The sequence below is a fragment of the Nostoc sp. LEGE 12447 genome (assembly GCF_015206985.1).
In the GTDB taxonomy this organism is placed as follows: domain Bacteria; phylum Cyanobacteriota; class Cyanobacteriia; order Cyanobacteriales; family Nostocaceae; genus Nostoc.
Map to the genome: position 1 here is coordinate 15617 of NZ_JADEXT010000031.1, position 26469 is coordinate 42085.

Here is a 26469-nt window from a genome sequence, read left to right on the forward strand (position 1 = left end):
GAGCGTCACCCGAAGGGTCATTAGTCAAAAGACAAAGGACAAATGACTATTGACAGAGGACAAAAAATATCTATGCCTTACAAGTTGCTATTTGTCTGCTTAGGTAACATCTGCCGATCGCCATCGGCAGAAAACATAATGAATCATCTAATTGAGCAGGCAGGCCTGAGCGATGCCATCATATGTGATTCAGCTGGTACATCTAGTTATCACGTGGGTAGCCCACCTGACAGACGCATGAGTGCTGCGGCTGCTACAAAGTTGGGAATTAAACTACGTGGTCAAGCACGCCAGTTTCAAAAGTCAGACTTTCAAGACTTTGATTTAATTTTGGCGATGGATCAAGAAAATTATGAGAATATCCTCACTCTCGATCGCACTGAGCAATATCAGCATAAAGTGCGTTTGATGTGTGAGTTTTGCTCTCGACACACCTTAAAGGAAGTTCCAGATCCTTACTACGGTGGTCAAGACGGATTTAATCAGGTTATTGATTTACTGATTGATGCTTGTGAAGGTCTGCTCACAAAAGTTAAAAGTGAAGAGTTCTGAGTTTTAATTCCTAACTCCTCACTTTTTTATTCGACTAAACCATGCTTCATAGCAAAACGCACTAATTCTGCTCGGTTGCTGGTTGAAGTTTTTCTCAATAAACTGCTAACGTACTTTTCCACTGTGCGGGGACTCAGGTGTAGCTGATGACCCATATCGGCATTAGACAAACCATGAGTCAATAACTCTAAGACTTCTTGTTCTCTATGAGTTAGGGATGAGTGTAAGTGGGATGTCTGAATTTGAGTAGACAGAGAATTATGGGCATCCCCCGGTTTTGTCAAGCCGGAAATGCCCAAACTCTCTTTATGAGAAAAGCGATACTCCGATTGAATAATTTGCGATCGCTCCAAAAGATTGCGGATTGCTGCTGCTAACTCTTCCAATTCAAATGGTTTGGGTAAGTACAAATCGCACCCTGACTGATAGCCCAGAATTCTTTCCTGGGTCTTAGTTCGGGCTGTTAATAAGATTACAGGTAATAAGCGAAACATTGGTTGTTGACGCACCCTACGCACCAGTTCGTAGCCATTCATCTGTGGCATGATGATATCCGTGACAATCAAATCAGGATTATACTCATCCACCATAAACAAAGCCTCTTGACCGTCATTAGCCGTGATCACTGAGTAGCCAGACAGTTCAAGATAGTCGCTAACAGACAGACGAGTGCCCAAATCATCATCCACTACAAGGATCGTCAAGGGCATGGACAATACACCCCTAGCATTTTTTTTACTCAGAAATTTGCTTCTACGCGCTTCATAGGTGAACACTGGCAAGAATAGTGTTCTTATGTTTCATACTATGACAGGATTACCAGGTAATGACTGCCTTCAGGGTTGATTTATAAAGAAAATCTTAAATCTCTTGTAAGGTTAACGAAGTGCAACTCACCTTTAACTCCCTCAGATCGGGAAGCATAGAGAGCTTTTTAATTTTTAACAACTCATTAATAAGGCAGAGCAAATTTCCATTATAGTATAAATTATTATTAATTTTATCAGTAATGTACCAAAATATAAGTTAAGTAAGCATGATTGAAATAAGTTTGTAGAGAAGGCTTCAGCCCTCTCTTGGAGTAGCGTCTTGTAGCAAGATACCCAACAAGCTATACTACAAAACTTTAATTATTTACGCCGATTTACTTACAAGTCTTTGTGAAACTGCACAAAATCGAGCTTGGTGAAACTTGAGGTGTAATCCCCAAGTTCTGGATAAACCTCAGATGTAATCAATATCAGGTAACTTAAAGTTACCTGAAAACTCTTAATTGTGAACTTAGAAAAGCTAAATTAGTCATATACAGTTCAATATTTATAGCGGTTATAATCAATACCCTATAATTCGCCAGGCAATCCAAATATTTTTTTAGGTACATTTAAAACGCACAAAATTATCAATGAGCGACAAGAACGAAGGTTACAAAGTTATTGCTGACAACCGTCAAGCCCGTTATTTGTATGAAATTCTGGAAACTTACGAAGCCGGAATTGAGCTGACAGGAACCGAGGTTAAGTCAATTCGTGCGGGTAAAGTAAATCTCCAAGATGGCTATGCTTTGCTTCGCAATGGCGAAGCATGGTTGATCAATATTCATATCTCGCCCTACAACGCCAGTGGACAATATTTTAATCATGAACCACGGCGGACACGAAAGCTGCTGTTGCATCGTCAAGAACTCCGCAAGCTAATTGGCAAAGTAGAACAGCAGGGTCTAACTTTAATCCCTTTGAAAATGTATCTCAAACGGGGCTGGGTAAAAGTGAGTATAGCCCTTGGCAAAGGTAAAAAGCTCCACGATAAGCGAGAAGACCTGAAACGACGGCAAGATCAGCGTGACATTCAACGCGCAATGAAAAGCTATTAGGGGTTATTGTGGTTCAAACTACCACACCAGAGTGAGAAACAGATTGCTGTGAAAACCATGTTGTATGTCCACAGCGTGAGTTGTAAAAATCCCTAGTTTATAGCCACAGATTGATTTTATTAAGTTTGGGAATCGATACAGTGGTGAGTAACTTCGGATGGCATAAGGAATTGTCACAACTTATGAAAAGTAATTTCATTACAGCTGTTGGCGCAGGCGTTCTCACCTTGAGTATGGGAATTTTACCCTTGACTCTATCCGCACAAGCTCAGACGACAACTGATCCCGGAGCCAATACTGCTCCCAGAACGACCACTTACGATCGCAACGATTTTGATTGGGGTTGGCTAGGATTACTTGGTTTATTCGGTCTAGCTGGTTTGGCTGGTAAAAAGCGTGATCACGAACCGACTGCTTATCGCGACCCTAATGCCCCAGGTGCCACTACTTACAGGGACTAGACAATTCAAAATACATTTATTTGTCAGTTGTTCAGTAGAAAAACAACTGACAATTTGTTCGTGTTAATTTACTGCTGGCTCTGGATTAGATGAATTTGTCTGGTTTTGAGTTAAAGGTGTCCAGTAGCTGGCAATTAAAGCAACGATGAGCCACCAGAGGGTATTGACTTCAGGACGATACCAGACAGTATCTACAGTACCGTGAGCTAGCATACCCAACAAAATAGCGATCGCTCCAATTAACCAAAATCCCTCTACACTTCTCAATCGTCGCAATCGTCGCACTTGCAAAAGCGCCGTATTAAATGTAACGATTATTAGCCAGAGAAAGCAGGCTAAACCAACAAACCCAGTTTCTACAGTCACTTCAAACAAAATCGAATAAGCACTCAAAGCAGTGTAACGAGGACGTTGGTAAAGGGGATAAACTTTATTAAAAGAGTTGTGACCCGGCCCAATGCCGAAAATTGGGCGATCGCGAATCATTTCAAAGACAGCATCCCACACATTTCGACGAAAATTATTACTGCTATCTTTACGGTCAGCAAAAATGCTGAACACCCGCAGGCGAACTGGCTCTACAAATATCACTGCTAACAGTAATATCCCGATTAAACCTCCTAAGACAATGGGCAGCGACCAAGTACGCCAAAAAGGAGGCATTTCCACACTCTTCCAAAAAACTAGCAATGCCATCACAGCCAAAACTGCCACCACTAGTCCAATCCAACCGCCACGACTAAAAGTCAGGATTAGGCAGGCAGTATTGACAATCAACATTGTTAATGCTAAAGCTTTTTTGAGCCAGCTTTGCCATGCAAAAATTGCCACCAAGCTAAAAATTACTGCTGGTAAGAGGTATCCAGCCAATAAGTTGGGATTTCCTAAATAACTGTAGACCCTTGTAGTCTTAGACAGAGGAGATTCAGGATCAACCCAAGTTGCCAGTGCTGTGGCTCCAAAAAACCATTGCCGCAATCCATAGACACTGACAATTAAGGATACGTGCAGATAAAGGGTGAGAATCCAAGACCGGAGGCGAGGCGACCTTAATACCCTGGCACAAAGGGCAAATAGTAGCAAATACAAGGTCAACGTTCCCAAGTCGTTAAGTGCCGCTTTTTTCACTGGTGATAATGCTGTTGCGATTACGGCAACTCCCCAGTAGAGCAATACTAGTAGGTGAATGGGAGTGACTGACGAGACATTTGCAGGTGTGACTTCATCAGATAAAGTCAACAACAGCCAAAATCCCACACAAGCCACCAATAACAAACCTACCAACGTACTCGAAGCAAAAGGTGCAAGGGCATATATTGAGCTGAGTAATACAGCTGCGATCGCATCTCCCCACTGAATCAAGACGCTGGTTTGCCGCCAAGACCTTAACAGTCCCACCAGAGAACGGTGTACGTAACTGGTAGCAAGATATTCTTTGAGCGGTAAAGATGATAAAGTAAATAGTTGCCAGACTAAATTCATAAAAAACATTGCGATCAATTAGCCTGCCGACGCAGAACTTGGATTTGATCATAATGCTTATGGCTATAAAAAGGTAATAACGTAATTTGTAAATTAGTAATGACGCTTTTAATTCATGTACTTACTACATAACAAAGTATGAATTTGTCTTTCCCTATTCCCTATCACCTGTAATCTGTTCTCTATCGGCTGTGATTAGACATCACTAATTGCTTGCGAGGGAGTTGCCAGTTGCAGTGGCAAAGAAAGCACATAACGATATCCTGATTCTGGTGAACCTTGAATCAAAATTTGTCCAGCGTGCAACTCTGCCAGTTGACAACTTAGCAATAGGCCCAAGCTTTCACGAGAAAGGCTTCCATGTAATTTAGCTAAATTTAGACCGGAACTCGCAGCAAGAAAATTGGAGTGGGAATCACTCAGGCTTTTTGAATTGTCCACTGCTACTGATGAAGTCTCTAGTTGCTGTTGTCCTTCTATATGAGTATTGTAAGTTGCTACCTCACCGGTTAACTCTAGCAGCGACAAAGAATTGAGACGGAAGTAGGGGTCAACCTCAGTAATGCCATCCCCTAACCAGGGATGAGAAACCCAAATAGTAATGTTGAGCGTATCTTCCTTGTAAGAAACATGGATGCGAACAATGCTACCTGTAGCCGAAAGTTGAATCACACTGAAAACCAGGTGATATAACATTTGCCGCACCTTGTCTTTATCTAAAGGCCAAATGCGATTACGTCCCGGTTCTATAGAGAGGCGAATGTCTTGCTCGCGGCGATTAGCCACTTCTTCAAGGGTATTGATAGCTTGTTGACATAGCATTTCAATATCCACAGGAGCTAAATTCAGTACAGTTGAGTTGTCATCCATAGCTCCTAGTTCGGTAATTTCGTTTACTAGAGAAAGTAAGTACCGACCACTATGTTGGATAATTTCTAAATATTCTCTTTGCTTAGTCGTCAAAGGCCCATAAATTTCACGTCCTAAAACACTAGCCATACCAAGTACAGATGTTAAAGGCGTGCGTAACTCCTGAGTTAACTGACCCAAAAGTTCCAGTTTCAGTTGCTTGGTAGAAACAGAGTCGCTATCTTGAGTGGGTGCGGTGATTTTAATTTCAGTGTTACGTTCGTCATTAAGTGAAAATATAGGAGCGGTCTTGAGAGCGGTTGATTCGAGTTTGCCTTGCAAAAGTCGGTTACGCTCAAATTCACTCATACTCCAACGAGCTATGATTTGTAAAAACTCAATGTCTCGGGTTGTAAAATTGCGTGGCACTAAATCCATCACTGCCAACGCACCTAAACAATGTCCCTCAGCATCAATGAGTGGCGCTCCTAAGTAAGCACGAATACCATAATCCTGCACCAGCTTGCTGCTAACAAGTACTGGGTCTGTAAGTTTATGTGTATCATTAATTACAAATATTTGAAGACTCTCTACAACCTGAGTGCAGAACGATTCCCTGCGTGACAGTTGGCGGCTTTGTGCTAAATGATTCATTAGTCCTAGCCTAGATAAGCCCACTGCTGACTTAAACCAGTGACGTTCTTGATCCACAAATCCCAATATGGAAATTGGTGCTTCCAAAAAGTGGGCAGCAGTCTGTGTGGCTTCTTCAAAAACCGGAATCGTTTCTGGTTGCCGCAAACCTAAATCCGACAAAGCTTTTAGGCGTTGCTGTTCTCTTGATTCATGAGAATCCCAACCATCCTTTAGGGCAAATAATTTGTTTTCAGGCTCTATCATTGCCACTGCTACCTTAATAATTTCTCTATTGTGTAATTGATCCAAGTCCTATTTCTAGGTTATCAATTGCTATTTTTAAGCATTCCCTAATTTTGCCTCTGACAAACAAATTTAGGGCAAAATTTTTTTCTCCCTTCCATTAACTCGGCGATGCAGTATGCACAAGTTACTAATTACTGGTGCTAGATATTCTTTATTTACTACTGGTGTAGTCTTTATTGCTTGGGATTTTACAGTCCGATTGCGTTAGATTTGGATTCAGCCAGGGTAAGCTAATCCTAAGGATACAATACAAAGAAGCTGTCATTCTTTATGTACAGAAGGAAAAATTATTACTGGCAATCCCTAAGTAAAATGACTTACAAAAATTATATTTGAGTAACTTTTATAGCAGTTATTACTTATAAAAGCTAGCACTAATGGCTGATAATCCTAAATAACTTATATAAGTCTCAATCGAATAGATTGAACCTATTACAATTTCATGTTGAAAATTGTGTGGGCTTTTTTATTTTTTCCATTTGAGGAAATATTTTTTGAGGAAAACTAGTAATGAATAAAATGGCTGTTAGAGTTCCTTTTGTAGACCTGAAATTGCAACACGAACCAATTCAAATGCAATTGCAATATGCAATTCAATCTGTATTGGAACAGGGAGATTTTATTTTAGGGCAAGCACTCTCAGATTTTGAAGCAGCATTTGCGGCAGTATCGGGGGCAGCTTATGGTGTTGGTGTTGCATCAGGAACAGATGCGATCGCTCTCGGATTGCAAGCTTGTAATATTGGTGCTGGTGATGAGGTAATTTTACCAGCCAACACTTTTATCGCAACCTTGATTGGAGTTATCCGCGCTGGCGCGAAGCCAATTCTGGTAGATTGCGATCGCCAAACAGCTTTAATTGATTTAGAGGCCGCAGCAAAGGCAATTACGCCTCAGACTAAAGCAATTATTCCTGTACATCTCTATGGACAAATGGTATCGCCACGTGAACTCATCAAGTTTGCTGATACCTACAAACTACTAATTTTTGAAGATGCTGCCCAAGCACACCTTGCCCAAAGAGACGGATATCACGCTGGTTCAGTAGGCATAGCAGCAGCGTTTAGTTTCTATCCCAGCAAAAATTTGGGAGCATTTGGGGATGGGGGAATGCTGCTGACACGAGATTCAGATGTCGCCCAGAAGATGGGGCGTTTGCGAAATTATGGTGCATCGCAAAAGTATTTTCATACTGAACCCGGTACGAATAGCCGCTTGGATACTTTACAAGCAGCTATTTTGCACCAAAAATTACCATATTTGCCACAGTGGAATCGCGATCGCTTGACTATTGCCCAGCAGTATGATCTTGAACTAGCACCCTTGGCAACTGCTGGTATTATTCCTATGGAAAACCAAAGTGATACAGGACACGTTTATCATCTTTATGTCATTAAAGTTGATGATTCTTGCCCAATAGAACGCCAGCAACTCCAAGAAAAACTCACAGCCGTGGGAATTCAAACTGGCATTCACTACCCAATTCCTTGTCATCTCCAGCCAGCATTCAGCAATTTAGGCTATCAGCCGGGAGATTTTCCCCAAGCAGAAAAACTGTCACAGCAAATATTATCATTACCAATGTATCCTGGTTTGAGCAGTAGCCAAGTTAAAGAAGTTGTAGCTGCGATCGCTCATGCAGTCTCAACAACTTCTAAGGTAGATGAAACCTCCAATGCTGACCTTGACAGCGTGGTAGCCTGAACTGAATTCATACTTATATGTGCATCCAACAATTAGACATTTGTTCTTTGTCAGTTGTTCTTTGCAAATGACCAATGACCAATAAAAATTATGGCACTCCAGCAACAGATTAAAAAAAGAAACGCCTCAGACTTATTGAATCTAGCTATTATAGGCGTTTTGCTGCTGCTTTATGCGCCTATATTGCTACACTGGTTGGATGGTTGGCTGAACAAAAATATCAGTACAGAACACGAATATTTCAGCCACGGGATTATTGGTTTACCATTTGCGGCTTATCTGGCCTGGATAAACCGAAAAAAGTGGACACGTTTACCAGATACCACACATCCTTTGAGTGCTGTTTTATTGTTACTAGGGGCAGTGTTTTATCTTAGTGGTGTTACAGAGTGGGTTAACCTTTCCTTACCCGTTATCCTGGCAGGATTATGTTTGTGGTTTAAAGGAATAGCAGGTTTGCGATCGCAAGGATTCCCCCTGTTATTGGTATTTTTGGCCACCCCGACGGCAGCACCCTATCTCATTGCCCCCTATACCTTGCCTCTGCAAAGCTTCATCGCTGGTACGGCAGGTTTCATATTGAATCAATTTGGTATGGACGTAACAGTAAATGAAATCAATCTCTACGTGGGAGGACGCATTGTAGAAGTTGCCCCCTATTGTGCAGGGTTGAAAATGTTGTTCACGACTCTCTACGTTGGCTTGATGCTGCTTTATTGGACAGATGGTTTATCTTCACGGCGCACAACCATATCGTTTTTATCTCTTGCTGCGATCGTTAGTACTACTGCCAATATCATTCGTAACACTTTACTGACTTTCTTTCACGGCACAGGTCAAGAAGCAGCTTTTAAATGGCTACATGAAGGTTGGGGTGGTGACTTATACTCTGCTTGTATGCTGGTGTCATTAGTACCCCTACTGAATTGGATTAATAGCTATTTTTCAGCATCTCTAGAAACTGAGCAAGAAACAGAAAGTTAGAACTATGGGCATTGGGAAGAGGACTTGGGGACAAGGAGAATTGGGGACAATGGGAAAGACTTGTTTCAAGTTCTCACCTCTTGTCCCCTTGTCCCCTGCTCCCTGCTACCCTCCCTCTTAATCTACTCATAAATATTACTGAACTCACGGTGTGATTTTATAAAGTAAAATTTTGCCTAAGTATCACAAATTTTACTGATGATTTCATTCTCCAAGTTTTTCAAAGAAAACCAATTTAGTCAGGTAGCAGCACTTTTGTTATTGCTACTACTGCTAGCAATAGGAGGGATTCCCGGATATCTAACAGGACATTGGCAATGGAAACAGCCGCTACCTGTTACCAATCTCCACGAGTTAAAACAGATCCGCAACACTGGGTTAGCCCTTCCTGGTTGGCAAACTATTGAACAATCAGAACAGCAAATTGGCGAACATAAATGGTCTTTGCAAGTAATGAAAAAAGAAGGTTCGCAATCCCAGGCAATCCTGCTTTTGCTGCCGCAAAATGGGCCTATGGATCAACCAGAGGTAGAGTGGACAGATGTTAACGGCTGGGGAAGATCACGCTGGGGAAAGTGGGATATAGCGCAATCTCGTTCTGCCGAATTTACCGTGAAACAGTCTGAAAAGTTGGCTTCTAATGTTGTTGAAACTAAAGTAGAAGCTAGGTTTTTTCGTGCCGCCACACCACAGCAAACCTTCGCTGTCTTGCAATGGTACGCAATGCCAGACGGAGGAAATCCATCACCTTTCCATTGGTTCTTGGCAGATCAAGTGGCCCAGTGGCGCAAGCAACGTATTCCCTGGGTAAGCGTGAGCATTCTGATCCCGATGGAACCTTTAGGGAAGGTAGAAACATCTTGGTCTTTAGCCAAGTCTATAGGGGAAACAGTGCAAAGTACATTGATGGCAGGCCCTTTGTAAAGTATCTGATGAATGCCTTTGTGCAGAGATTTATCAGAAGTAAGTAAGTTGGTAGAAATAAACCAAATTATGTTATGAAACGTAAATAGTCTTAAAGTCCCTACTAATGACCAATGACAAAGGACAAATGATAGTCCTTACTAGTTAGCTTTAATTGCGCCAACCTACTTATCTTTATAAATTGCATTCAGCCTAAAACTTAGACAAAAGATGTTAATAATATGAAGTTAGTATTTAAATTTAGTAAAGTTCTTCTCTTTTTCTTGGTAAATACTTGCAGACTCCAGAGACATTGGGGACATTAATAGAGTAAAATAACGACTCGGCGCGAATAATTCTCATATCATTTTTTCTGCACCGATGTTCATAGATCCCACTTCTTATATGCGTGCATTCAGCGCCCTGTGTCTTGTTAGTCTTCAAGTAGGAGTTTTTTTAACAACACCTATCCAACTTGTTGTTGCCCAGCCTTTTCCATCTCAAGGACAATCACCAAGGCAACCCCCCTCGCCTGTGCCAGGTACTGAGACTGAGGTTATACCTACAGGTGCAAATGACGAAACTTCCAGCCAACTCAGCCGCTACCTCTTGGGGCCAGGAGACATAATTGGCGTTGTACTTCAGCGTCCTCCTGGCCCATACCGCTTAGGCATAGGAGATGGAATTAGCGTTTCGGTTCAGCGCTTTCCAGATTTGAGTTTTCAAGCTTTAATCAACCCAGAAGGTAACATTGTAGTGCCACTACTGGGAACAGTTTCTTTACAAGGTTTAACTTTAGAAGAAGCTCAAGAAAAAATCCGCTTGGGTTTAAATCGTTATGTTGTCGATCCAGTAATAGTTTTAGCCTTAGCAGCGCAGCGTCAAGACTTAAGTTTTCAAGCTGTAATTAGTCCCGAAGGCAACATCGTAGTACCGCAAGTAGGAACGGTGTCATTACAAGGTTTAACTTTAGAAGAAGCTCAAGAAAAAATTCGCTTGGGTTTAAGTCGTTTTTTCCCAGATCCAATCGTAGTAGTATCTTTGGCAGGGACGCGACCAGTTCAAGTTACCGTTAGCGGAGAAATATTCAGACCAGGAATTTATCCGATTAATTCAGCAACACCCCGCGTTGCTGATGCCTTGCTAATATCTGGGGGTTCAACGTTAAATGCAGACCTGCGACAAATACAAGTACGCCGCAAGTTAATTGATGGTTCTGTGATTTCACAAACTATTGACTTATATGCAGCACTGCAAAATGGCGGTTCAATTCCTAATTTACGCTTACAAGACGGAGATGCGATACTCGTCCCCCGTCGTGAAGTTGGTAATGATGACGGTTATGACCGCAATTTGGTAGCACGTTCATCCTTAGCCACACCACAGATTAGAGTCCGGGTTTTAAACTACGCTGCGGGAGGTCTCTCTATTCAAGCACTGCCTAATGGCAGTACGTTTGTAGATGCTTTGGGAGGAGTAAATCTTGATACTGCTAATCTCCGAGATATCGCTCTCGTTCGCTTTGATCCTGAACAAGGTAAAGCTGTTACCCAGAAACTTGATGCTAAAAAAGCTCTAGGAGGCGATGCATCTCAAAATGTGGCGCTTCAAGATAATGATGTTATTGTTGTTGGTCGTAACCTCATAGGTAGAATTACTAATTTCCTAACTACCATTACCCAACCTTTCTTCAACGTTCAATCCTTTCTCCGGTTTTTTGACAACTTCGGTGGCGGGTCAAATTAGTAACTCTAAAAGAAGGATACAATCTGGAAATAGTTGGGAGTGTAGGAAGCCACATCTCCAACTGGTCTTTGAATTCGTGAATGTAAAAATATTAAACATATCAACCAATATATAGTATGAAGTTGATAGCGTTCTTTTATCAAAACCACTATCTTTAGTTTGGTGCTTCCTAAATTTTGAATTTTGAATTTTGAATTGGAGCGAAGCGACCATGACCCCACCAATTGTTAAGCGCTATCTTATTGCTTTTGATAAGTACAAGTGGATTGGACTAGCTAGTTTTGGTCTAGTTATAGTAGGGTCGACTTTGGTAGCTATGCAACCAGAGCCACCTACTAGCTATATAGCATCTGCCGCACTTACCTATAGTGGTCCACCAGTTTCTTTCTCTGCAACTGGTACTGAAATCCAACAGCAAGGAAAGGAACTGAATCAGGAAGTTTTACTCTCCAACCAGATAATTGCAGCAGTGGCAGAAAAAGTCGGTGTCAAACCGACAAAGCTGGGTAACAGTGTTGTCCTTTCTGTTCCTAAAAAAAACCCCAGGACTGGCGAATTGGAATCTAGTATTTTGGAATTGAAATATGTAGATACTGATCCCAAACGAGGTATACAGGTCTTGGCGGAATTGATGCAAGCAATGATCAAGTTGAGCAGTGATATCAATACTGGGCGATTACAAGCAATTATTGAAAAGATTAACGATCGCGTACCACAAGCTAAACGAGAGTTGCAAGTTGCTGAAAAGAAGTTAGAACAGTACGATCGCATCGAACGAACGGCAATATTAGCAGCCGAGAATGGCAGCTTGTTAAGCGCTGTTACTGCTAGCCAAAATCTCCAACGGCAGATGCAATTAACTATTTCTGGGGTTGATGGTCAAATTCGCAGTTTACAAAATAAGTTAGGCTTAACAGTCGGACAGGCTTATGTTTCTTCTGCTTTGAGTGCCGATCCAATTATTGGTAACTTACGAGCGCAAATTTATCAAAGTGAGTCGCAAATCGCCGTACTCAGAAAAGATTTGCGACCGGAACACCCAACGATGATTCAGTTAATGCGTCAGAAGCAAGCGGCTGAAGAATTGCTGCAACAACGTGCGGCAGAGGTATTAGGTGGTGATGGGACGGCAGCTCCGCTTCAGGGTAGCGTTGCAGGTATTCGCACCCAAAGCAGCTTAGATCCAGCCCGCCAGCAATTGGCAAACCAAATGGTGTCTTTGCAAACCCAACGGGAGACACTGCAACAACAATTAGTTCAAGAGATCCAACAAGAAGCGCGACTACGGCAAGAGTATTCTCTGATACCCAATAAGCAATTAGAGCGATCGCGTTTAGAACAGGAGGTTGCCCTCAAAAAATCTATCTACGACCAAATGCAGGTGAAGCTAACCGATGCTAAAACCGCAGAGGCAGAAACTACTAGCAGCCTCAGTATTGCCAGACGGCCTACAGCTGCTGCCGACATCAAACCCCCGAAGAGTGTACCTATTACTCTTGCTGTGGGCGGTTTCTTAGGTGTGGTGATTGGTGGTGGGGTGATATTTTTGTTGGGAGCGCTGGAAGGGACTTTCAAAACCAGAGAGGATATTCGCGAGAGCCTCAAGCAACGGGAAGTGGCAGTATTGGGAGAATTGCCTTTAATGCCAGTTGATGATTTGGATAAAGAGGCAGTACCGGTGGTCATTTCTGCTGATTCTCCTTATTTAGAATTTTATGAGAAATTCCGCAGTAATCTGCGCCGGATAGGTGGTAAAAACTTAAAAGTGGTGTTGATTACTAGCACCAGTAGCTTAGAGGGTAAGACGGCAAGTGCTTATAACTTAGGTATAGCTTCTGCCCGTGCTGGTAAAAGAACCTTGATTATCGAAACAGATTTGCGATCGCCTTCCCGTTCTACATCTCTGAAAGTAATTCCTGACCCCGATGCCTCAATTGAACCCCTACGTTATTACGCTAACTTAAGTGAATGTATCCGTTTAGTTCCTGATGTAGAAAATTTATACATTCTTCCAAGTCCTGGCCCTGTGCGCCAATCTGCTGCTATTCTGGAATCTAGCGAAATGCGGCGGCTGATTGAGGATGTCCGCGAACGCTTTGATTTAGTTATTTTAGACACTAGTCCACTCAGTATATCGAATGATCCTCTGTTAATCCAACCTTACAGTGATGGGATCGTATTAGTGACACGGCCACACTACACACAAGAGAATATGTTAGGTGAAGCTGTTGATCAATTGGTAGAAGCTGAACTGGGGTTGTTAGGAGCAATTATTAATGGTGCTGATATCATTGTTTCTGTACCTGAAGAAGTTGCACAATCATCAACATTTACATCTGAGGTAGAAGAATCAGAAGAAGTTTCAGCCGCTGCTAGCAAAAACTGATATCCCAATAGGTAAATTTCAATGTTGTATGGGCGCTTCTCTACGAGACGCTACGCGTAGCTTGCTTCCACGAAGTGGTACGCATTCTCACTGGGTAAGTAAGCAAAGATTAACGCAGAGGTTTGATAGCTAGCAATTTTTTCGCTATGAATTTAGACAGAAAATGCTGTATTTAGTCCTGCCTAAACAACCCAAACAGGGGAGCAAGAATTACCCCAAAAACAAAACCCCCGATATGCGCCCAGTAAGCAACTCCACCGGTTTGTACAGTCATGTGAGCGGCTGTTTGTAAGGTAGCAAGACCAGATATAACATTCTGCACAAAGAAAAGTCCAATTATCACTAGTGCTGGAATTCTGATGGTAGTGATGAAAATCCCCAAAAAAACTAAGGTCATGACTTTAGCATGGGGAAAGCGGATAATGTACGCACCCAAAACCCCAGAAATTGCACCACTTGCCCCCAAGGAAGGAATCTCAGAATTCATACCAATAAACCATTGGCATAAGGCAGCTAAAGCACCACACGCCAAATAAAAAATTAGATATTTGGCATGACCTAATCGATCTTCAATATTGTTGCCAAAAACCCAGAGGAACAACATATTTGAGATTAAGTGCCACCAACCACCGTGTAAAAATTGCGACGTAAATAATGTTATCCACTCTCCATTCAAATTGGTTGTTAACTCTTGAGGTACTACCGCATACTGACTTAAAAACTGACTCAATTGTGCATTTGACAGGCTCACCTCGTGAAGAAAAACTACAATATTTATGCCAATTAAACCGTAGGTGAAATACGGGGTGATTCGCGTCGGATTTTCGTCGTAGAGGGGAAACACAGGTGTTTTTCCTAAATTATTGGCTAATTGCAATATAGCTTGTAAGGCTAGCAGTTGCGAAGCTTAGGCAATGTCGCCTATTAAATCAATCAGTCTGATTGATAGTTCCAATAACAAAATCACTTATACCAAGATTCTTCCTGTGATTTATCGTTAAACAAACCTAACAGAGGGCCGAGAATTGCCCCAAAGATAAACCCACCGGCATGGGCCCAGTAGGCAATACCACCGCTTTCCATACCTATATTGGTACGTGTTTCGAGACTAGCAAGCCCGTAGAAAGCTTGTTCGAGAAACCAGAATCCCAAAAAGAAATATGCCGGGACACGGAAAGTTGGGAAGAAAATTCCTAAAGGCACTATGCCGAGAACTTCAGCGTTGGGAAAGCGAAGAATATATGCTCCGAGAATGCCTGCGATCGCACCACTCGCACCCAAAGATGGAATGCTAGAATCTTGAGCGAAGAACCACTGTGTTAATGCTGCCAAAACACCGCAAGATAAATAAAACAGTAAATATTTGGCATGACCTAATTTATCTTCAACGTTGTTACCAAAAATCCAGAGGAACAGCATATTACCTGCTAAGTGTAAGAAACCACCATGCAAGAATTGCGAGGTAATCAAAGTTGCCCATTCTGGTACTGGTTGATGTACAGAGATACCACCAAAGCTGAGGGTGAGTTCTCGTGGAACTACAGCCGCAAGGTGTAAAAATCCATTTAATGTTTGTGGGGGAAGACTTGCTTCATAAAGAAAAGCGAGGACATTGGCAGCAATCAACCCATAAGTTACATAAGGTGTGATTTTTGTGGGATTATTATCGCTAATTGGAACCACGGGCGTTTTTATCCTGATTTTAAGACAGCAATTCTACAATACGGAATTTTGTAAGTAGTTTCTTCTACCTCGTGGATGGATCTTGCTTTGAGACTTAAAAACCGAAAGCTAAAAAACCACCATCGACAGTGATACATTGTCCAGTGATGAAAGATGCCGCAGGCATACAAAGAAATGCTACTAAACCCGCTACTTCTTCTGGTTGACCAACTCTTCCCATAGGTGTTTGGGACAGAACTAATTTGAGAAAATCTTGGTTATCGAGTACAGACTCGGTTAGAGGCGTGCGAATAGCCCAAGGTGCTACGGTATTTACCCTAATATGATCGCAAGCCCATTCAACTGATAGCGATCGCGTCAGTTGATTTATAGCCGCTTTAGTCATACCATAAGGAGCGCCTGTACGGTTCGAGACTAAACCCGCCACAGAACTTATATTCACAATGCTGCTATTTTCCCCATTTTGCAGTAGAGGGTAAAATAGACGGCACATCTCAAAAATTGATATCTGGTTTGTCTGGATGATGAACTGATATTCAGCAGCTGTGTAGTCTAGTACTTTTTTGCTGATATTGGTTCCCACATTATTAACCAGGATGTCTAATTTATCCCAGGTTTTGCTAACCTGCTCAAAAATGGCTTGTCGCCCCTCAGCAGTTGCAACATCTGCCGTAATTCCATAAGCAGGTAATCCTAATTCTCGCCAGATAATTAGTTGTTGGTCAACATCTTGAGAATTCCGTGCCACAATTATGACTTCTGCACCTAGAGATAAGAACTCATTGGCAATAGCTAGTCCAATGCCTTTGGTAGCACCTGTAATCAGTGCTTTCTTTCCTGTCAGTGTCCAGCGTAGACGTAGCCCGCCGTAGGCATCACTCATTTGTAATTTTGCGGATTTTTAATTTTCAAGGTATCAATTTAAGAGTTTATATTGTAAGTGCCCAATGCGATCGCTTTTTATAGTAATGTAGGCGATCGCAATCTTTAAACCATTCACAACATCTGATTCCAATTCAGTAGCTGATCAAACTCATGTTTTTTTCAAATTCTCTGGAAAATCAACTCCAGCGCTGGAACGAAACCATTCGCAATCAGCCGAAAAATCCTAATACTTACGTTCGCCGGGGTATGATTAACTTCCAACTGGCAAAAATTGATGAATCTATTCAAGATTTTGACATAGCAGAGCAATTGGATGCTAGTATTAAACCCTACCTCTGGCAACGGGGATGATCGTACTATTACGCAGAAAGATTTGCTGAGGGCGCTGAACAATTTGAAATAGATTTAACTGTAAACGCTCAAGATGTAGAAGAGACAGTATGGCGATATCTCTGCATAGCTCGTTCATTAGGTGTTGAAGAGGCACGTAAATCTTTACTAACTGTGAAAAATGACCCTCGACGCATTATGCAGCGCGTATATGATTTATATGCGGGAGATTGTACACCAGATGATGTTTTAACTGTTGGTCAATCAGAAGGTATAAAGGGAAATTTTTACAGTCATCTTTACTTGGGATTATATTACGAAGTCGAGAATAATATTGGTTTAGCTCAGGAATATATAGTTAAAGCTGCTGATAATTACAAAATTGATGATTATATGTGGTATTTAGCGCAGGTACATAAAATACTGCGAGGATGGATATAGTAAAGTGTTGATCTCAATTTTCAGTGGCTTCGCTTTCAAACTGCACTTGTCTGTACAAATCGATTATCGCAATTTCTACATCCACCGATTCTAGCCGTAATATTTCATCCAAATTATACTCCGATAGCACCCATTTCCCCTGTTCGTTGCGCCGAAACACTTCTACAATCGGTTGAGCTACTTGTACTAGGACATATTCTTGCAAGCTTGGAGATTGGCGATATTTAGCAAATTTTTTCCCCCTATCGGCTGCTTCTGTTGAAGGTGATAGCACTTCGATAATTAAGCAGGGAAATTGTACTAATTGTGGATCAGTATCTCGCTCATCGCAAGTCACCACCACATCTGGATAAAAATACTTTTGCTCCGGTTCTATCTGCACCTTTACATCTACAATGTACACTTCACAGGTGCGTAGGCGTAGCCCGTCGTAGACATCGGCTAAGGCATCATCTAAGAGCTTAAAGAAATTGAGACAAACCCGATTATGGTTGCGTGTACCACCGCTCATGGCCACAACTTCGCCATCCCAATACTCGTAGCGTTGCTCTTGGGTAGGTTCCCAAACCAGATATTCTTCTGCACTCATCAAAATGTTGTCGGGTAAAGCAACCATTGGCGCGATCTCTTAATGATTCACTTGATTTAGGATAGCGAAAAAAGGGCGTTCTCTTTTGGTATAACTATTCCCACGATCCTCTGAACTAATCTGATTTTGAATCTGACACTGTTACTTCGATAGGTTTTTCGGGAATTCTACAAATATGGCTCTTGAGATTTCTTAATCAACTGAGGAAGAGGGAGATATAGGAAACTGGAGAGATAAAAAAGGTGAGACAGAAGATATGCGATCGCATATTTCAGTAGAGCAGTTAAATAATGCACTTTAAGCAAAACATCGCAAATTACATCATGCAAAATTTCACAAACTTTCCCAGTTTAATCGACCGATGGCTTCGCTATGAATTCCAAACAATCTTAGTTGTATGTTTTTTACTTTGGACACCGCTTTTAGTTATAGAAACTTTGCAGATTCAACATTCTTGTCATCCCATGATTCACTGGTCTGGTACGCTGCCGGCAGAGTGCCAACCTAAAGCGCTGCAACTTAATTCTAGTTCATCTAAAAAACCTAAAACTCGGCGCGATCGCTCTCAAGAACAAAAACAAATAGCAAAGAGCGATCGTAGTCCATCACCTAAACCCTCGTCCACTCCTCAACGTCAAATACCTAGCATATCTCCACCATCTCAATCACCAGAGACAGAAGATGTTCTCAAAATAGCAAAAGAGCATTCAGACATCACAGGTGGTGTTATTGGAATTGGAGTTGCAAGTTTTATGGCTGTTATTGGCGGTGTTCCCCTAGCTGTGGCCGTCGGAATTGGTGCAGTAGTATGGCTTGCAATTAAGACAGTGCTTTAGCAAAACTATCTTAATTTCCAACTTTGTCGAATATTTCACGAAATAAAGGAGTAATCAACCAAAATGCAACCTTCTAACAACCCTCAACAATCTCCCGACCTTGTGCAATCCTCCTCCAACAACCCGCAAGTCGTTCCAAGTTCAGATGGACAAATAGAATCTCATTCCAATCCTATAGAAACTCCAGCCGTTTCCTTAAAAATTCTCGGTTCAGGATTTTCATTACACCTGAATAAATGGGTTGTTTTAGGAGTTTTAGGAGTTGCAATGCTTGCCACATTCTTTCTGATAACGAAAGGAAGTGAATTTTGCTTATTTAGCACTTGTATACCACCAATTGATTCTAGCAACTCACTTGCTATCAACTTTTGGGGATTTGCAGGAGGAACAGCAGCACTCGTAATTTTAACCACTTTTTTCGGTGTCTCGTTAATGCCTGCTGTTGCCGCTTCCTTTGCGGTTTGGTTTCTAATGCAAATGACACTCCATTAACTCTAAATCTCATCTATATTTTCTCTCAGACAAGCTATGAACATTATCGAACTCAAGCACGTTTCCAAAGTAGTTCCCGAAGGATTCCAGCAAAAAACTATCTTACAGGATATCAATCTGATTGTGCAGCGAGGCGAATTCATCTGGTTACGCGGGGAAAATGGGGCTGGCAAGACTACTCTACTGAATCTGATTTTAGGGTTACTCAAACCCAGTAGTGGAGAAGTTGAGCTAATGGGGCTTTCACCACAGAATGCTAACTCAAAAATCCATGTTGGAGTAGCTTTCCAAGATGTACAGTTTCCAACAAATGTTAAGGTAAAGGAACTTGTTGAATTGTTTAGAAGCTACTACCCTAATCCACTTTCAACTGAAGAAATATTGAACAAAGTTAATCTTAAAAATGAAGAAAACGATTGGGCAATTAAATTAAATGGTGGGCATCAACAGAGGCTTAATTTTGCCCTTGCTCTAGCAGATAATCCCGAACTGCTCGTCCTTGATGAACCAACTATGGGTCTAGATGAAAAAGGATATGAAAAATTTTGGCAGGAAATAAAACTCTGCCGTCAACGAGGAGTCACTATTGTAATGGTGACGCATTATAAACCAGATTGGGATAGATTAAATACCTTAGCAACTCGCTTTGTCACTATCCATAAAATTACTGAAAGTCCCCCTGAAGGACAGTTAACTGAGGAGCTAATAAATTTAGAAGATAACGCTTTATTATATCAGCCGGAAAATACTATAAAGACAGAGAATTTACCTGAAACTTCTTCTCAGAACATCCAACACATTTTTCAACAACAGTTCTGGTTTGAAATCCTTCAACTACTTCGCACTCCAGTCTTTTTAATTGCAACACTCGCAATGGTGGGATTCGTGCCGTTGTTAAAATTGCAAGGATTGAAAGGAGAAGGAGCAACAGAAACAGTCGTTTACCTCTCTGGTATCATACTTTTCACGATTGTCATCGACCGACTGGGTAAAAGAATTGCAGTTGAGCGAGCGGAAAAATGGCTGAAGCTTTTGAGAGCCACACCTTTACCACCAGCAGTATATATGGCGGCTAAGATTGCTACCTCGCTTCTCATTTGTACAGTTAGCCTTTTATTAATCTTCGGATTAGGAAGCTGGCAACTTGAGATGAGAATGGATTTGACTCAAGGGTTAGCTCTGATATCAAGCCTAATTTTAGGAATTATACCTTTTGCGATTCTCGGTCTTGCATTGGGGTACTTGCTAAACCCCAAAAGTGCTGATTCTATTCTTAGCCTATCGCTAATTGTTATTCCTGTTGCTTGTGGTTCAATTCCACTTCCAGTACCGCAAATCTTCCAAGATTTAATTGCATTCTCGCCGTTCTACCACTTTCGGCAATTAATTCTATCGGCAGTTAACTTGAACTACGATAACCACCTAATTCTGCATTTACTTTGGCTACTTTGGGCTTGTGGTGCTTTTGGTTTATTGGCGGCTTGGTCTTATCAGCGCGATCGCACCGTTTAGTAGCTTCAACAGACATACTTGAGACTGGAATCAGCTATTTCAATTTAGGCTAATATTTGGTCAGTATGATATTCACGTTAACGTCTTAGCATTTTATCCCGCAGATGTTTAATGCGATCGCCTCTCAGATTTTTCGCAATAATTCCCGAATAGCGATCGCACAATCAGGAAAAGCTAAAGGTGAAATTGTCACATCCTCTGCAAGTATGCTCTCACTGTGATATCCGTCTGGACTAGGGAGACGATACATATACAACTTGCGTCCATTCACATCTAAAATCCAGTACTCAATAATACCTGACTTAGAGTATGCGATCGCTTTTACTTCTCGATCATATTTGAGGCTAGAATCAGCTATTTCAATCAGTAAAAACACTTCGGAAGCATTGGGATGGTGATCCTCATAATCTAATGGATTTAGCTTCACCACTGAAATATCTGGCTCTGGTTCCGAGTAATCATCAAGTTGTACTGGTGACTGAATTCTTAATAAAACTTTGTCACCCAAACGTTGACGTAATAACCTTTCTGTGCGGGTAATTGCTGATTCGTGAGCAGTTCCTTTTGCTGACATTCTGATGATTTGTCCCGCAATTAATTCTAAGCGTTCTTCAGGATGAAAAATTCCCGTTTCCGCCATTTTGTGATATTCGTGAACGCTAATTAGGCGAATATTGGTCAGCATAAGATTCACGTTAACGTCCTAGCATTTTATCCCGCAAATGTTTAATGCGATCGCGCAATTTACCCGCCTCTTCAAATTCCAGTTTTTTCGCCGCCTCTTTCATCTGCGCTTCTAAAAGAGTAATCAACCCTGGAATCTGTTCTAATGGCAGTTCATCTATATGTTCATCTACAATTTTCAAATCAGTTGCATTTAACCGCCGAGATACATCTAAAAAAGCCAAAATCGCATTACTTGATTTTTTGACAATTGGTTGTGGTGTAATTCCATGAAGTCGATTATGTGCTGTTTGAATACCACGCCGCCTGTCTGTTTCATCAATAGCTTTAATCATGCTACCTGTCATATTATCGGCATACAAAATCGCTTGTCCCTGGACGTGACGCGCGGCTCTACCAATAGTTTGAATTAAGGAACGCTCGGTTCGTAAGAAACCTTCTTTATCTGCATCCATAATTGCTACTAAGGAAACTTCAGGTAAATCCAAGCCTTCCCGAAGCAAATTCACCCCAACCAAAACATCAAATTTCCCCTCGCGCAAGTTCTGCAAAATCTCAATGCGCTCAATAGAAGTAATCTCGGAATGTAAATACCGTACCCTTATACTGCGGTCTTGCAAATATTCGGTTAAGTCTTCAGCCATCCGCTTGGTTAATGTGGTAATTAACACTCGTTCATGGCGGTCAGCTCTATCTTTAATTTCGCCTAACAAATCATCAATTTGTCCTTCTGTAGGACGCACAGAAATTTCTGGATCAACCACCCCAGTTGGTCTAATCACTTGCTCAACTACATGGTCTTCAGAAACTTCTATTTCCCAAGTTCCGGGAGTGGCGGAAACAAAAATACACTGATTAACCTTTTGCCAAAATTCTTCTGCTTTCAAAGGACGGTTATCAGCAGCACTAGGAAGCCGAAATCCATGTTCAATTAAAACTTTTTTTCTCGCTTGGTCGCCGTTATACATACCGCGAATTTGGGGTACGGTAACGTGAGATTCATCGATAATTAATAGCCAATCTTTCGGAAAATAATCAATTAAACATTCTGGTGGATCTCCAGCTTGTCTTCCTGCTAAGTGACGGGAATAGTTTTCAACGCCGTTGCAGTAACCTACTTCGCGTAGCATTTCTAGGTCATAGCGTGTACGTTGATCTATACGTTGTGCTTCTAATAGTTTCCCAGCTTGTTCTAAGTCCAGTTTTTGCTGTTTTAATTCTGCTGCAATGTCATGACAAGCTACTTCTAACCGTTCTTCTGGGGTGACAAAGTGACGCGCTGGGTAGATATTCACCGCTTCTAAGCTCTTGAGAATTTCACCTGTCACTGGGTCAATATAGCGAATCGCGTCAATTTCATCACCAAAGAATTCGACGCGGATAATTCGGTCTTCATAGGCTGGGCCAATTTCTAAGACATCACCACGGACACGAAATTTTCCTCGGCCCATTTCTATGTCGTTGCGGCTATATTGAACATTTGCCAAATCCCGTAAAATTTGGCGTTGATTTACTTCCATACCTATTTGGAGAGGGATGGCAGCTTTGAGATATTCTGCTGGCATTCCCAAACCGTAGATGCAGCTGATGGAAGCAACGACAATGACATCACGGCGTTCAAACAGTGATCGCGTCGCTGAATGCCGCAACATATCTATTTCATCATTAATCGCTGCCGTTTTTTCAATATAAGTATCGGTAACGGGAATATACGCTTCTGGCTGATAATAATCGTAGTAGCTGACAAAGTACTCGACTGCGTTGTTGGGGAAGAAATCCCGCAACTCGTTACAAAGCTGTGCAGCCAAGGTTTTGTTATGCGCCAAAACTAAGGTTGGCTTGCCAATTTTCTCAATAACTGCTGCTACCGAAAATGTCTTACCAGTTCCAGTGGCTCCTAGTAAAGTTTGGTAGCGATTACCTGATTGGATATTAGCAGTAAGTTGTGCGATCGCTTGTGGTTGATCGCCTGTGGGACTAAAGGGAGCTTGAAGACAAAATTCTGTCATACAGTTTTGCTGGAAATACCCTATCTCATGGTGACGATTTCGCCCTGTATCCATTGTAGCTGGCTTATTAGACTAAATAAATTGTAATAATTTATTACAAAACTTATTAATTAAAATTTACTTATGTATCAGTTTTAAAGATTCTTATATCTATGTGAGGTTTTTTAAGGTTAAACTCTAAAGTATATGGGAAAAAATTTCATCTTTCCTTAATTATTGTAAAATTCAATTAACAAACCAGAGGTGTTCGTTTATGGCTATTAGCAACGCTGGCAAAGCAATCAGTTCTCGGCAAAACAATGCTAAGTCTCCAGGGGAAACAACAGAGGAAGTTGAAAATCAACCAGACCAGAGCTTGAATGCAGATAAAGTCGAGGAAGTTAATGAACTGCCAGTGGGAGCTTCTGGAACACTTGCAATTTCTGGAATTCGTCCCATAGGCCCTAGCGACTTAGAAGTTGCTGAAAAACTTTCAATTGCTGGGGTGCGTCCTATTAGCACCAGTACATTAGAAGTAGTTGAAACCTACAACTCAATGGGTATTCGTCCAATTGGCGCTAATACATTCCAAGTTGTTGAAAGTATCAATCTCTCTGGGATTCGTCCAATTGGCTCAAGTTTATTGGTAATTGATGAAAGCTATTCCACCTTCGGTAATCGTCCAATAGCATCAAATGAGATTGACAATTCTGAAAGCCTGATGGGTTTTCTAGATTAGACAAAAGAAATATCCCCATAACTTTATTAACCCAGTTTCTATACGAATCTGGGTTTTTTATTTAAATAGTCAAAAGTAGAAATTACGATATTCGCCCTTGTTCTATGTCTTTTAGCATAGGTAACTAAACTGTTATTGCTTTAATTTACATTCAGTCAACAGCCAGAACGCTTACTATGACTACCTTTCTTAATTACGAAATAAGCATTAGGAATTACGATTTTTTTAATATGTCTTGTGGTGGAAGGCTTTAGCAAAAACTTTAAGCTACTGTGTAAAAGTAATCACAAAAGATTTCAAAGTTTAGTTATAGCTTTGAAAAGAATTTTTTACAAAATCAGGAGTACAAAATGAGTATTGAAGATCGCGCTAAAGCTGCTGCTAAAAATGTTGAAGGTAAGGCCCAAGAAGCATTAGGAAATATCACTGGAGATCCAGAAGATAAAGCCAAAGGTAAAGCAAAACAAGCTGAAAGCGAAGTCCGTCACGGGATTGAAGATGTAAAAGATAATGTGAAGAAAAATATTGACTAACAATTCATAATTTTTTTGCAGAAACTCTAGGGATATCAATGGGGTGGATTCCATTTTTGCAAGAAAATGTGAAGTGTTCAAGATTCATTCAATGCTATGTACCTTTCTTCTCATCTTAGCAAACATGAACAGATAAAGGACTAGCTTGATTTGCATAAATTTTGCAGAGGCGTAATTTATTACTCCTCTGCATTACAAAGTAATTTTATTAATTCAGAGGAATAACCTCTATAAATTCTAATTTTATAAATGTCAGCTAAATGTAAGCAATTAGTTTAAACGTACAACTTATTCTATCTGTTGTTTAAAGTGTTTTTTCAGGAGGTAAAAAAATGATTCTGCTTCAACAAAGTCGCAAAATATTGGCGACTTTCCTTTTAATTGGAGTATTGATGATAACTACCGCTTGTGGTGGTGGTGGTACTGTGTCACAAGTTGACCGCCCAACAACTCCCTCAGCAATTGGCCGAGATGTAACTTATGCAGAGTTGGAGCGAGGCAATACTCCAAGCGGACAAACCTTTGGTAACTGGGTTGTGCAAACATCTCAAGGATTAGTTCAGGACGCTTATGTTCGTGATAACAACAAACTAGGTGTTGTGATTTCCCCTAAAGTTAGTCCTAACGAAGTGCGACCACTAGCAAAATCCTTAGTTCAAGGTTTTCGGAAGAACTTTCCCAACCAAGACTTAAAGGTTTTGGTTTATGCGCCTGATAAGAAATTGATTTTGACTACTGAGTATGATGTTCAGACTAATCAAGTTAAGTATAGCTAATTGCTGTATTTGCAATGAAAACTTGAAGAGAGTTTGATGAATTGGGATTTAGAGTTATGGCTTGGAAATACCAGCCATCAAAATAATTTGACGAAAAAAGGAGATAAGTAAAGTGGCAAGTAGCGAACAGTATAAACGTCAAATAATGAAAGATTTGGCTCAGGGTGATGTTGAATCTTTAGATGATACTACAGCCGAATCAACGGCGGAATATCAAAATTTTGATGATTTCGCTCAACGCACAACACCAGATCAACGTCGGCAGTTATTTGGTCGATCTTTACATCCAGATCGGATTCCAACCAGCCAGATGGAGCCAGAATTACAGAATGCGATCGCACAAATTAAACCCAATGAACGGGATGATGTAGCAAGAGCCTTTTTCAAACACTTGAAGGAAAGAAAGCTTGACGAGAAGCATCTAGAGCAACAGTTGGGGCTTTCTACACACCACGCCAGCCGCATGACTGCTGATGATGTTAGCAAACTCGCGTCTTTCGCATATCATAACCACCCCGATATTTTCCGCGAAGTGCTGGCAGAGCAACCAGGGATTATCAAGTTTCTCAGTAATCCTGTAGTAGCAGGTATTCTTGGCATTGCAGCGGCTAAGTGGTTGGGTAGTCGCAAGTAATTTCTGAATTTTGAGTGTATAAGTAACAAAGTCAGGTGAGCATAGCTCACCTTTATTTTTTGCTTCTTCTCAACAAAAAAATATGTATTTAAGAATACGAAAAAATTATTTTTAGCTAAATAAAATTCACATAAATCTTATATATTTTTTTGATTTAGGTGAATAACAACTAGATTATTTCTTGCTTTTGACTGCTTTTTAAAAGATTTTTATCAAAAAATATATCTTAAAGTTTTCATAAATCTAGGTAATGATTTGTTGAAAATGTTTTTTTGTTCAGCTATATTCACTGTGGATTTTGCGGAAAACAAGTAATTATTCCTAGCATATCGAATACGCAAGCGATATTTAACACTGAAGTTATATTGATAGCTGTTTTTAATTGCCACAGGGTGAGCAATTATTTGTCAGTTGTGTGTTCTTTGATTGAGTTCTCGCAAGCATTAACCACTTACCTTTTCACAGGAA

General features: G+C 41.0%; 24 protein-coding genes and 1 pseudogene. 16 read left to right on the forward strand and 9 right to left on the reverse strand.

Annotated features, from left to right (window positions below; genetic code table 11):
- Nucleotides 1–72: 72 nt before the first annotated feature.
- A complete protein-coding gene (locus tag IQ274_RS25375) occupies nucleotides 73–552 on the forward strand; it encodes a low molecular weight protein-tyrosine-phosphatase (RefSeq protein WP_083782455.1) in 480 nt (159 codons plus the stop codon).
- 26 nt (nucleotides 553–578) lie between these two features.
- Here the strand turns inward: IQ274_RS25375 and IQ274_RS25380 are convergent, their stop codons facing one another.
- A complete protein-coding gene (locus tag IQ274_RS25380; RefSeq protein ID WP_163926996.1) occupies nucleotides 579–1262 on the reverse strand; it encodes a response regulator transcription factor in 684 nt (227 codons plus the stop codon).
- Nucleotides 1263–1954: 692 nt separating this feature from the next.
- Here IQ274_RS25380 and smpB point away from each other — a divergent pair.
- Together smpB and IQ274_RS25390 are read left to right on the forward strand one after the other, a co-directional pair.
- The gene (gene smpB, locus IQ274_RS25385; protein ID WP_012407256.1) at nucleotides 1955–2422 is read left to right on the forward strand and encodes an SsrA-binding protein SmpB; all 468 of its coding nucleotides are present in this window, start codon (nucleotides 1955–1957) and stop codon (nucleotides 2420–2422) included.
- Nucleotides 2423–2604: 182 nt separating this feature from the next.
- Complete coding sequence (locus IQ274_RS25390) at nucleotides 2605–2883, forward strand: WGxxGxxG family protein (RefSeq protein WP_163926997.1); 279 nt, start codon at nucleotides 2605–2607, stop codon at nucleotides 2881–2883.
- Between the two features lie 63 nt (nucleotides 2884–2946).
- On the opposite strand, the gene IQ274_RS25395 is transcribed toward IQ274_RS25390, so the two are convergent.
- Complete coding sequence (locus IQ274_RS25395) at nucleotides 2947–4365, reverse strand: IctB family putative bicarbonate transporter (RefSeq protein ID WP_163926998.1); 1419 nt, start codon at nucleotides 4363–4365, stop codon at nucleotides 2947–2949.
- A gap of 195 nt (nucleotides 4366–4560) precedes the next feature.
- Nucleotides 4561–6114: a GAF domain-containing sensor histidine kinase gene (locus IQ274_RS25400; RefSeq protein WP_194143841.1), complete on the reverse strand. Its 1554-nt coding sequence runs from the start codon at nucleotides 6112–6114 to the stop codon at nucleotides 4561–4563.
- 561 nt (nucleotides 6115–6675) lie between these two features.
- Between IQ274_RS25400 and IQ274_RS25405 the strand changes: the two genes are divergently transcribed.
- From IQ274_RS25405 to IQ274_RS25425, 5 genes are all read left to right on the forward strand, one after another.
- Complete coding sequence (locus tag IQ274_RS25405) at nucleotides 6676–7860, forward strand: DegT/DnrJ/EryC1/StrS family aminotransferase (protein WP_416209852.1); 1185 nt, start codon at nucleotides 6676–6678, stop codon at nucleotides 7858–7860.
- 90 nt (nucleotides 7861–7950) lie between these two features.
- Nucleotides 7951–8844, forward strand: a complete 894-nt coding sequence (gene crtB, locus IQ274_RS25410; RefSeq protein ID WP_194143843.1) for a cyanoexosortase B — start codon at nucleotides 7951–7953, stop codon at nucleotides 8842–8844.
- A gap of 198 nt (nucleotides 8845–9042) precedes the next feature.
- Nucleotides 9043–9768, forward strand: coding sequence for a cyanoexosortase B system-associated protein (locus tag IQ274_RS25415; RefSeq protein WP_194143844.1), 726 nt, complete (start codon nucleotides 9043–9045; stop codon nucleotides 9766–9768).
- Between the two features lie 360 nt (nucleotides 9769–10128).
- Nucleotides 10129–11493 carry a polysaccharide biosynthesis/export family protein gene (locus tag IQ274_RS25420; RefSeq protein WP_194143845.1) on the forward strand — a complete coding sequence of 455 codons (1365 nt, stop codon included), beginning with the start codon at nucleotides 10129–10131 and terminating at the stop codon, nucleotides 11491–11493.
- 211 nt (nucleotides 11494–11704) lie between these two features.
- The gene (locus IQ274_RS25425; protein WP_163927002.1) at nucleotides 11705–13879 is read left to right on the forward strand and encodes a GumC family protein; all 2175 of its coding nucleotides are present in this window, start codon (nucleotides 11705–11707) and stop codon (nucleotides 13877–13879) included.
- A gap of 172 nt (nucleotides 13880–14051) precedes the next feature.
- On the opposite strand, the gene IQ274_RS25430 is transcribed toward IQ274_RS25425, so the two are convergent.
- The 3 genes from IQ274_RS25430 to IQ274_RS25440 all read right to left on the reverse strand — a co-directional run bounded on the left by IQ274_RS25430 (nucleotide 14052) and on the right by IQ274_RS25440 (nucleotide 16445).
- A complete protein-coding gene (locus IQ274_RS25430; protein ID WP_163927034.1) occupies nucleotides 14052–14723 on the reverse strand; it encodes a rhomboid family intramembrane serine protease in 672 nt (223 codons plus the stop codon).
- A 119-nt stretch (nucleotides 14724–14842) separates the two neighbouring features.
- Nucleotides 14843–15562 (reverse strand): rhomboid family intramembrane serine protease, encoded by a 720-nt coding sequence (locus IQ274_RS25435; RefSeq protein WP_194143846.1) that lies wholly within the window; start codon nucleotides 15560–15562, stop codon nucleotides 14843–14845.
- 94 nt (nucleotides 15563–15656) lie between these two features.
- A complete protein-coding gene (locus IQ274_RS25440) occupies nucleotides 15657–16445 on the reverse strand; it encodes an SDR family oxidoreductase (protein ID WP_194143847.1) in 789 nt (262 codons plus the stop codon).
- Nucleotides 16446–16597: 152 nt separating this feature from the next.
- Between IQ274_RS25440 and IQ274_RS25445 the strand changes: the two are divergent.
- Nucleotides 16598–17218 (forward strand): annotated as a pseudogene (locus IQ274_RS25445) (tetratricopeptide repeat protein).
- A 13-nt stretch (nucleotides 17219–17231) separates the two neighbouring features.
- Here the strand turns inward: IQ274_RS25445 and IQ274_RS25450 are convergent.
- Complete coding sequence (locus tag IQ274_RS25450; RefSeq protein WP_194143848.1) at nucleotides 17232–17834, reverse strand: Uma2 family endonuclease; 603 nt, start codon at nucleotides 17832–17834, stop codon at nucleotides 17232–17234.
- A 296-nt stretch (nucleotides 17835–18130) separates the two neighbouring features.
- Between IQ274_RS25450 and IQ274_RS25455 the strand changes: the two genes are divergently transcribed.
- The 3 genes from IQ274_RS25455 to IQ274_RS25465 all read left to right on the forward strand — a co-directional run bounded on the left by IQ274_RS25455 (nucleotide 18131) and on the right by IQ274_RS25465 (nucleotide 20647).
- Nucleotides 18131–18643: a hypothetical protein gene (locus IQ274_RS25455; protein WP_194143849.1), complete on the forward strand. Its 513-nt coding sequence runs from the start codon at nucleotides 18131–18133 to the stop codon at nucleotides 18641–18643.
- A gap of 63 nt (nucleotides 18644–18706) precedes the next feature.
- Nucleotides 18707–19135 (forward strand): hypothetical protein, encoded by a 429-nt coding sequence (locus IQ274_RS25460; RefSeq protein ID WP_194143850.1) that lies wholly within the window; start codon nucleotides 18707–18709, stop codon nucleotides 19133–19135.
- Nucleotides 19136–19171: 36 nt separating this feature from the next.
- Nucleotides 19172–20647 carry an ABC transporter ATP-binding protein/permease gene (locus IQ274_RS25465; RefSeq protein WP_194143851.1) on the forward strand — a complete coding sequence of 492 codons (1476 nt, stop codon included), beginning with the start codon at nucleotides 19172–19174 and terminating at the stop codon, nucleotides 20645–20647.
- A 124-nt stretch (nucleotides 20648–20771) separates the two neighbouring features.
- Here the strand turns inward: IQ274_RS25465 and IQ274_RS25470 are convergent, their stop codons facing one another.
- The gene (locus tag IQ274_RS25470) at nucleotides 20772–21332 is read right to left on the reverse strand and encodes a Uma2 family endonuclease (RefSeq protein ID WP_194143852.1); all 561 of its coding nucleotides are present in this window, start codon (nucleotides 21330–21332) and stop codon (nucleotides 20772–20774) included.
- A 10-nt stretch (nucleotides 21333–21342) separates the two neighbouring features.
- Nucleotides 21343–23340 (reverse strand): excinuclease ABC subunit UvrB, encoded by a 1998-nt coding sequence (gene uvrB / locus IQ274_RS25475; RefSeq protein WP_194143853.1) that lies wholly within the window; start codon nucleotides 23338–23340, stop codon nucleotides 21343–21345.
- A 253-nt stretch (nucleotides 23341–23593) separates the two neighbouring features.
- Here uvrB and IQ274_RS25480 point away from each other — a divergent pair, with 253 nt between their 5' ends.
- The 4 genes from IQ274_RS25480 (at nucleotide 23594) to IQ274_RS25495 (ending at nucleotide 26001) form a co-directional block, all read left to right on the forward strand.
- Nucleotides 23594–24058 (forward strand): hypothetical protein, encoded by a 465-nt coding sequence (locus IQ274_RS25480; protein WP_190932692.1) that lies wholly within the window; start codon nucleotides 23594–23596, stop codon nucleotides 24056–24058.
- Nucleotides 24059–24408: 350 nt separating this feature from the next.
- A complete protein-coding gene (locus IQ274_RS25485; RefSeq protein ID WP_069070399.1) occupies nucleotides 24409–24591 on the forward strand; it encodes a CsbD family protein in 183 nt (60 codons plus the stop codon).
- Nucleotides 24592–24923: 332 nt separating this feature from the next.
- The gene (locus IQ274_RS25490) at nucleotides 24924–25367 is read left to right on the forward strand and encodes a hypothetical protein (protein WP_163927011.1); all 444 of its coding nucleotides are present in this window, start codon (nucleotides 24924–24926) and stop codon (nucleotides 25365–25367) included.
- Between the two features lie 112 nt (nucleotides 25368–25479).
- On the forward strand, nucleotides 25480–26001 hold the full coding sequence (locus IQ274_RS25495) for a hypothetical protein (RefSeq protein WP_163927012.1): 522 nt from the start codon (nucleotides 25480–25482) through the stop codon (nucleotides 25999–26001).
- The last annotated feature ends 468 nt before the right edge of the window (nucleotides 26002–26469 follow it).

Bases quoted from the DNA above. Each gene is read 5' to 3' on its own strand.
- IQ274_RS25380 (WP_163926996.1), bottom strand. From the start codon at position 1,262: ATGCCCTTGACGATCCTTGTAGTGGATGATGATTTGGGCACTCGTCTG.
- IQ274_RS25390 (WP_163926997.1), top strand. From the start codon at position 2,605: ATGAAAAGTAATTTCATTACAGCTGTTGGCGCAGGCGTTCTCACCTTG.
- IQ274_RS25450 (WP_194143848.1), bottom strand. From the start codon at position 17,834: ATGGTTGCTTTACCCGACAACATTTTGATGAGTGCAGAAGAATATCTG.
- IQ274_RS25490 (WP_163927011.1), top strand. From the start codon at position 24,924: ATGATTCTGCTTCAACAAAGTCGCAAAATATTGGCGACTTTCCTTTTA.
- IQ274_RS25460 (WP_194143850.1), top strand. From the start codon at position 18,707: ATGCAACCTTCTAACAACCCTCAACAATCTCCCGACCTTGTGCAATCC.
- crtB (WP_194143843.1), top strand. From the start codon at position 7,951: ATGGCACTCCAGCAACAGATTAAAAAAAGAAACGCCTCAGACTTATTG.
- IQ274_RS25470 (WP_194143852.1), bottom strand. From the start codon at position 21,332: ATGCTGACCAATATTCGCCTAATTAGCGTTCACGAATATCACAAAATG.
- IQ274_RS25420 (WP_194143845.1), top strand. From the start codon at position 10,129: ATGTTCATAGATCCCACTTCTTATATGCGTGCATTCAGCGCCCTGTGT.
- IQ274_RS25405 (WP_416209852.1), top strand. From the start codon at position 6,676: ATGGCTGTTAGAGTTCCTTTTGTAGACCTGAAATTGCAACACGAACCA.
- IQ274_RS25485 (WP_069070399.1), top strand. From the start codon at position 24,409: ATGAGTATTGAAGATCGCGCTAAAGCTGCTGCTAAAAATGTTGAAGGT.
- IQ274_RS25455 (WP_194143849.1), top strand. From the start codon at position 18,131: ATGCAAAATTTCACAAACTTTCCCAGTTTAATCGACCGATGGCTTCGC.
- IQ274_RS25480 (WP_190932692.1), top strand. From the start codon at position 23,594: ATGGCTATTAGCAACGCTGGCAAAGCAATCAGTTCTCGGCAAAACAAT.
- IQ274_RS25395 (WP_163926998.1), bottom strand. From the start codon at position 4,365: ATGAATTTAGTCTGGCAACTATTTACTTTATCATCTTTACCGCTCAAA.
- IQ274_RS25465 (WP_194143851.1), top strand. From the start codon at position 19,172: ATGAACATTATCGAACTCAAGCACGTTTCCAAAGTAGTTCCCGAAGGA.
- IQ274_RS25415 (WP_194143844.1), top strand. From the start codon at position 9,043: ATGATTTCATTCTCCAAGTTTTTCAAAGAAAACCAATTTAGTCAGGTA.
- IQ274_RS25400 (WP_194143841.1), bottom strand. From the start codon at position 6,114: ATGATAGAGCCTGAAAACAAATTATTTGCCCTAAAGGATGGTTGGGAT.
- IQ274_RS25440 (WP_194143847.1), bottom strand. From the start codon at position 16,445: ATGAGTGATGCCTACGGCGGGCTACGTCTACGCTGGACACTGACAGGA.
- smpB (WP_012407256.1), top strand. From the start codon at position 1,955: ATGAGCGACAAGAACGAAGGTTACAAAGTTATTGCTGACAACCGTCAA.
- IQ274_RS25375 (WP_083782455.1), top strand. From the start codon at position 73: ATGCCTTACAAGTTGCTATTTGTCTGCTTAGGTAACATCTGCCGATCG.
- IQ274_RS25425 (WP_163927002.1), top strand. From the start codon at position 11,705: ATGACCCCACCAATTGTTAAGCGCTATCTTATTGCTTTTGATAAGTAC.
- uvrB (WP_194143853.1), bottom strand. From the start codon at position 23,340: ATGACAGAATTTTGTCTTCAAGCTCCCTTTAGTCCCACAGGCGATCAA.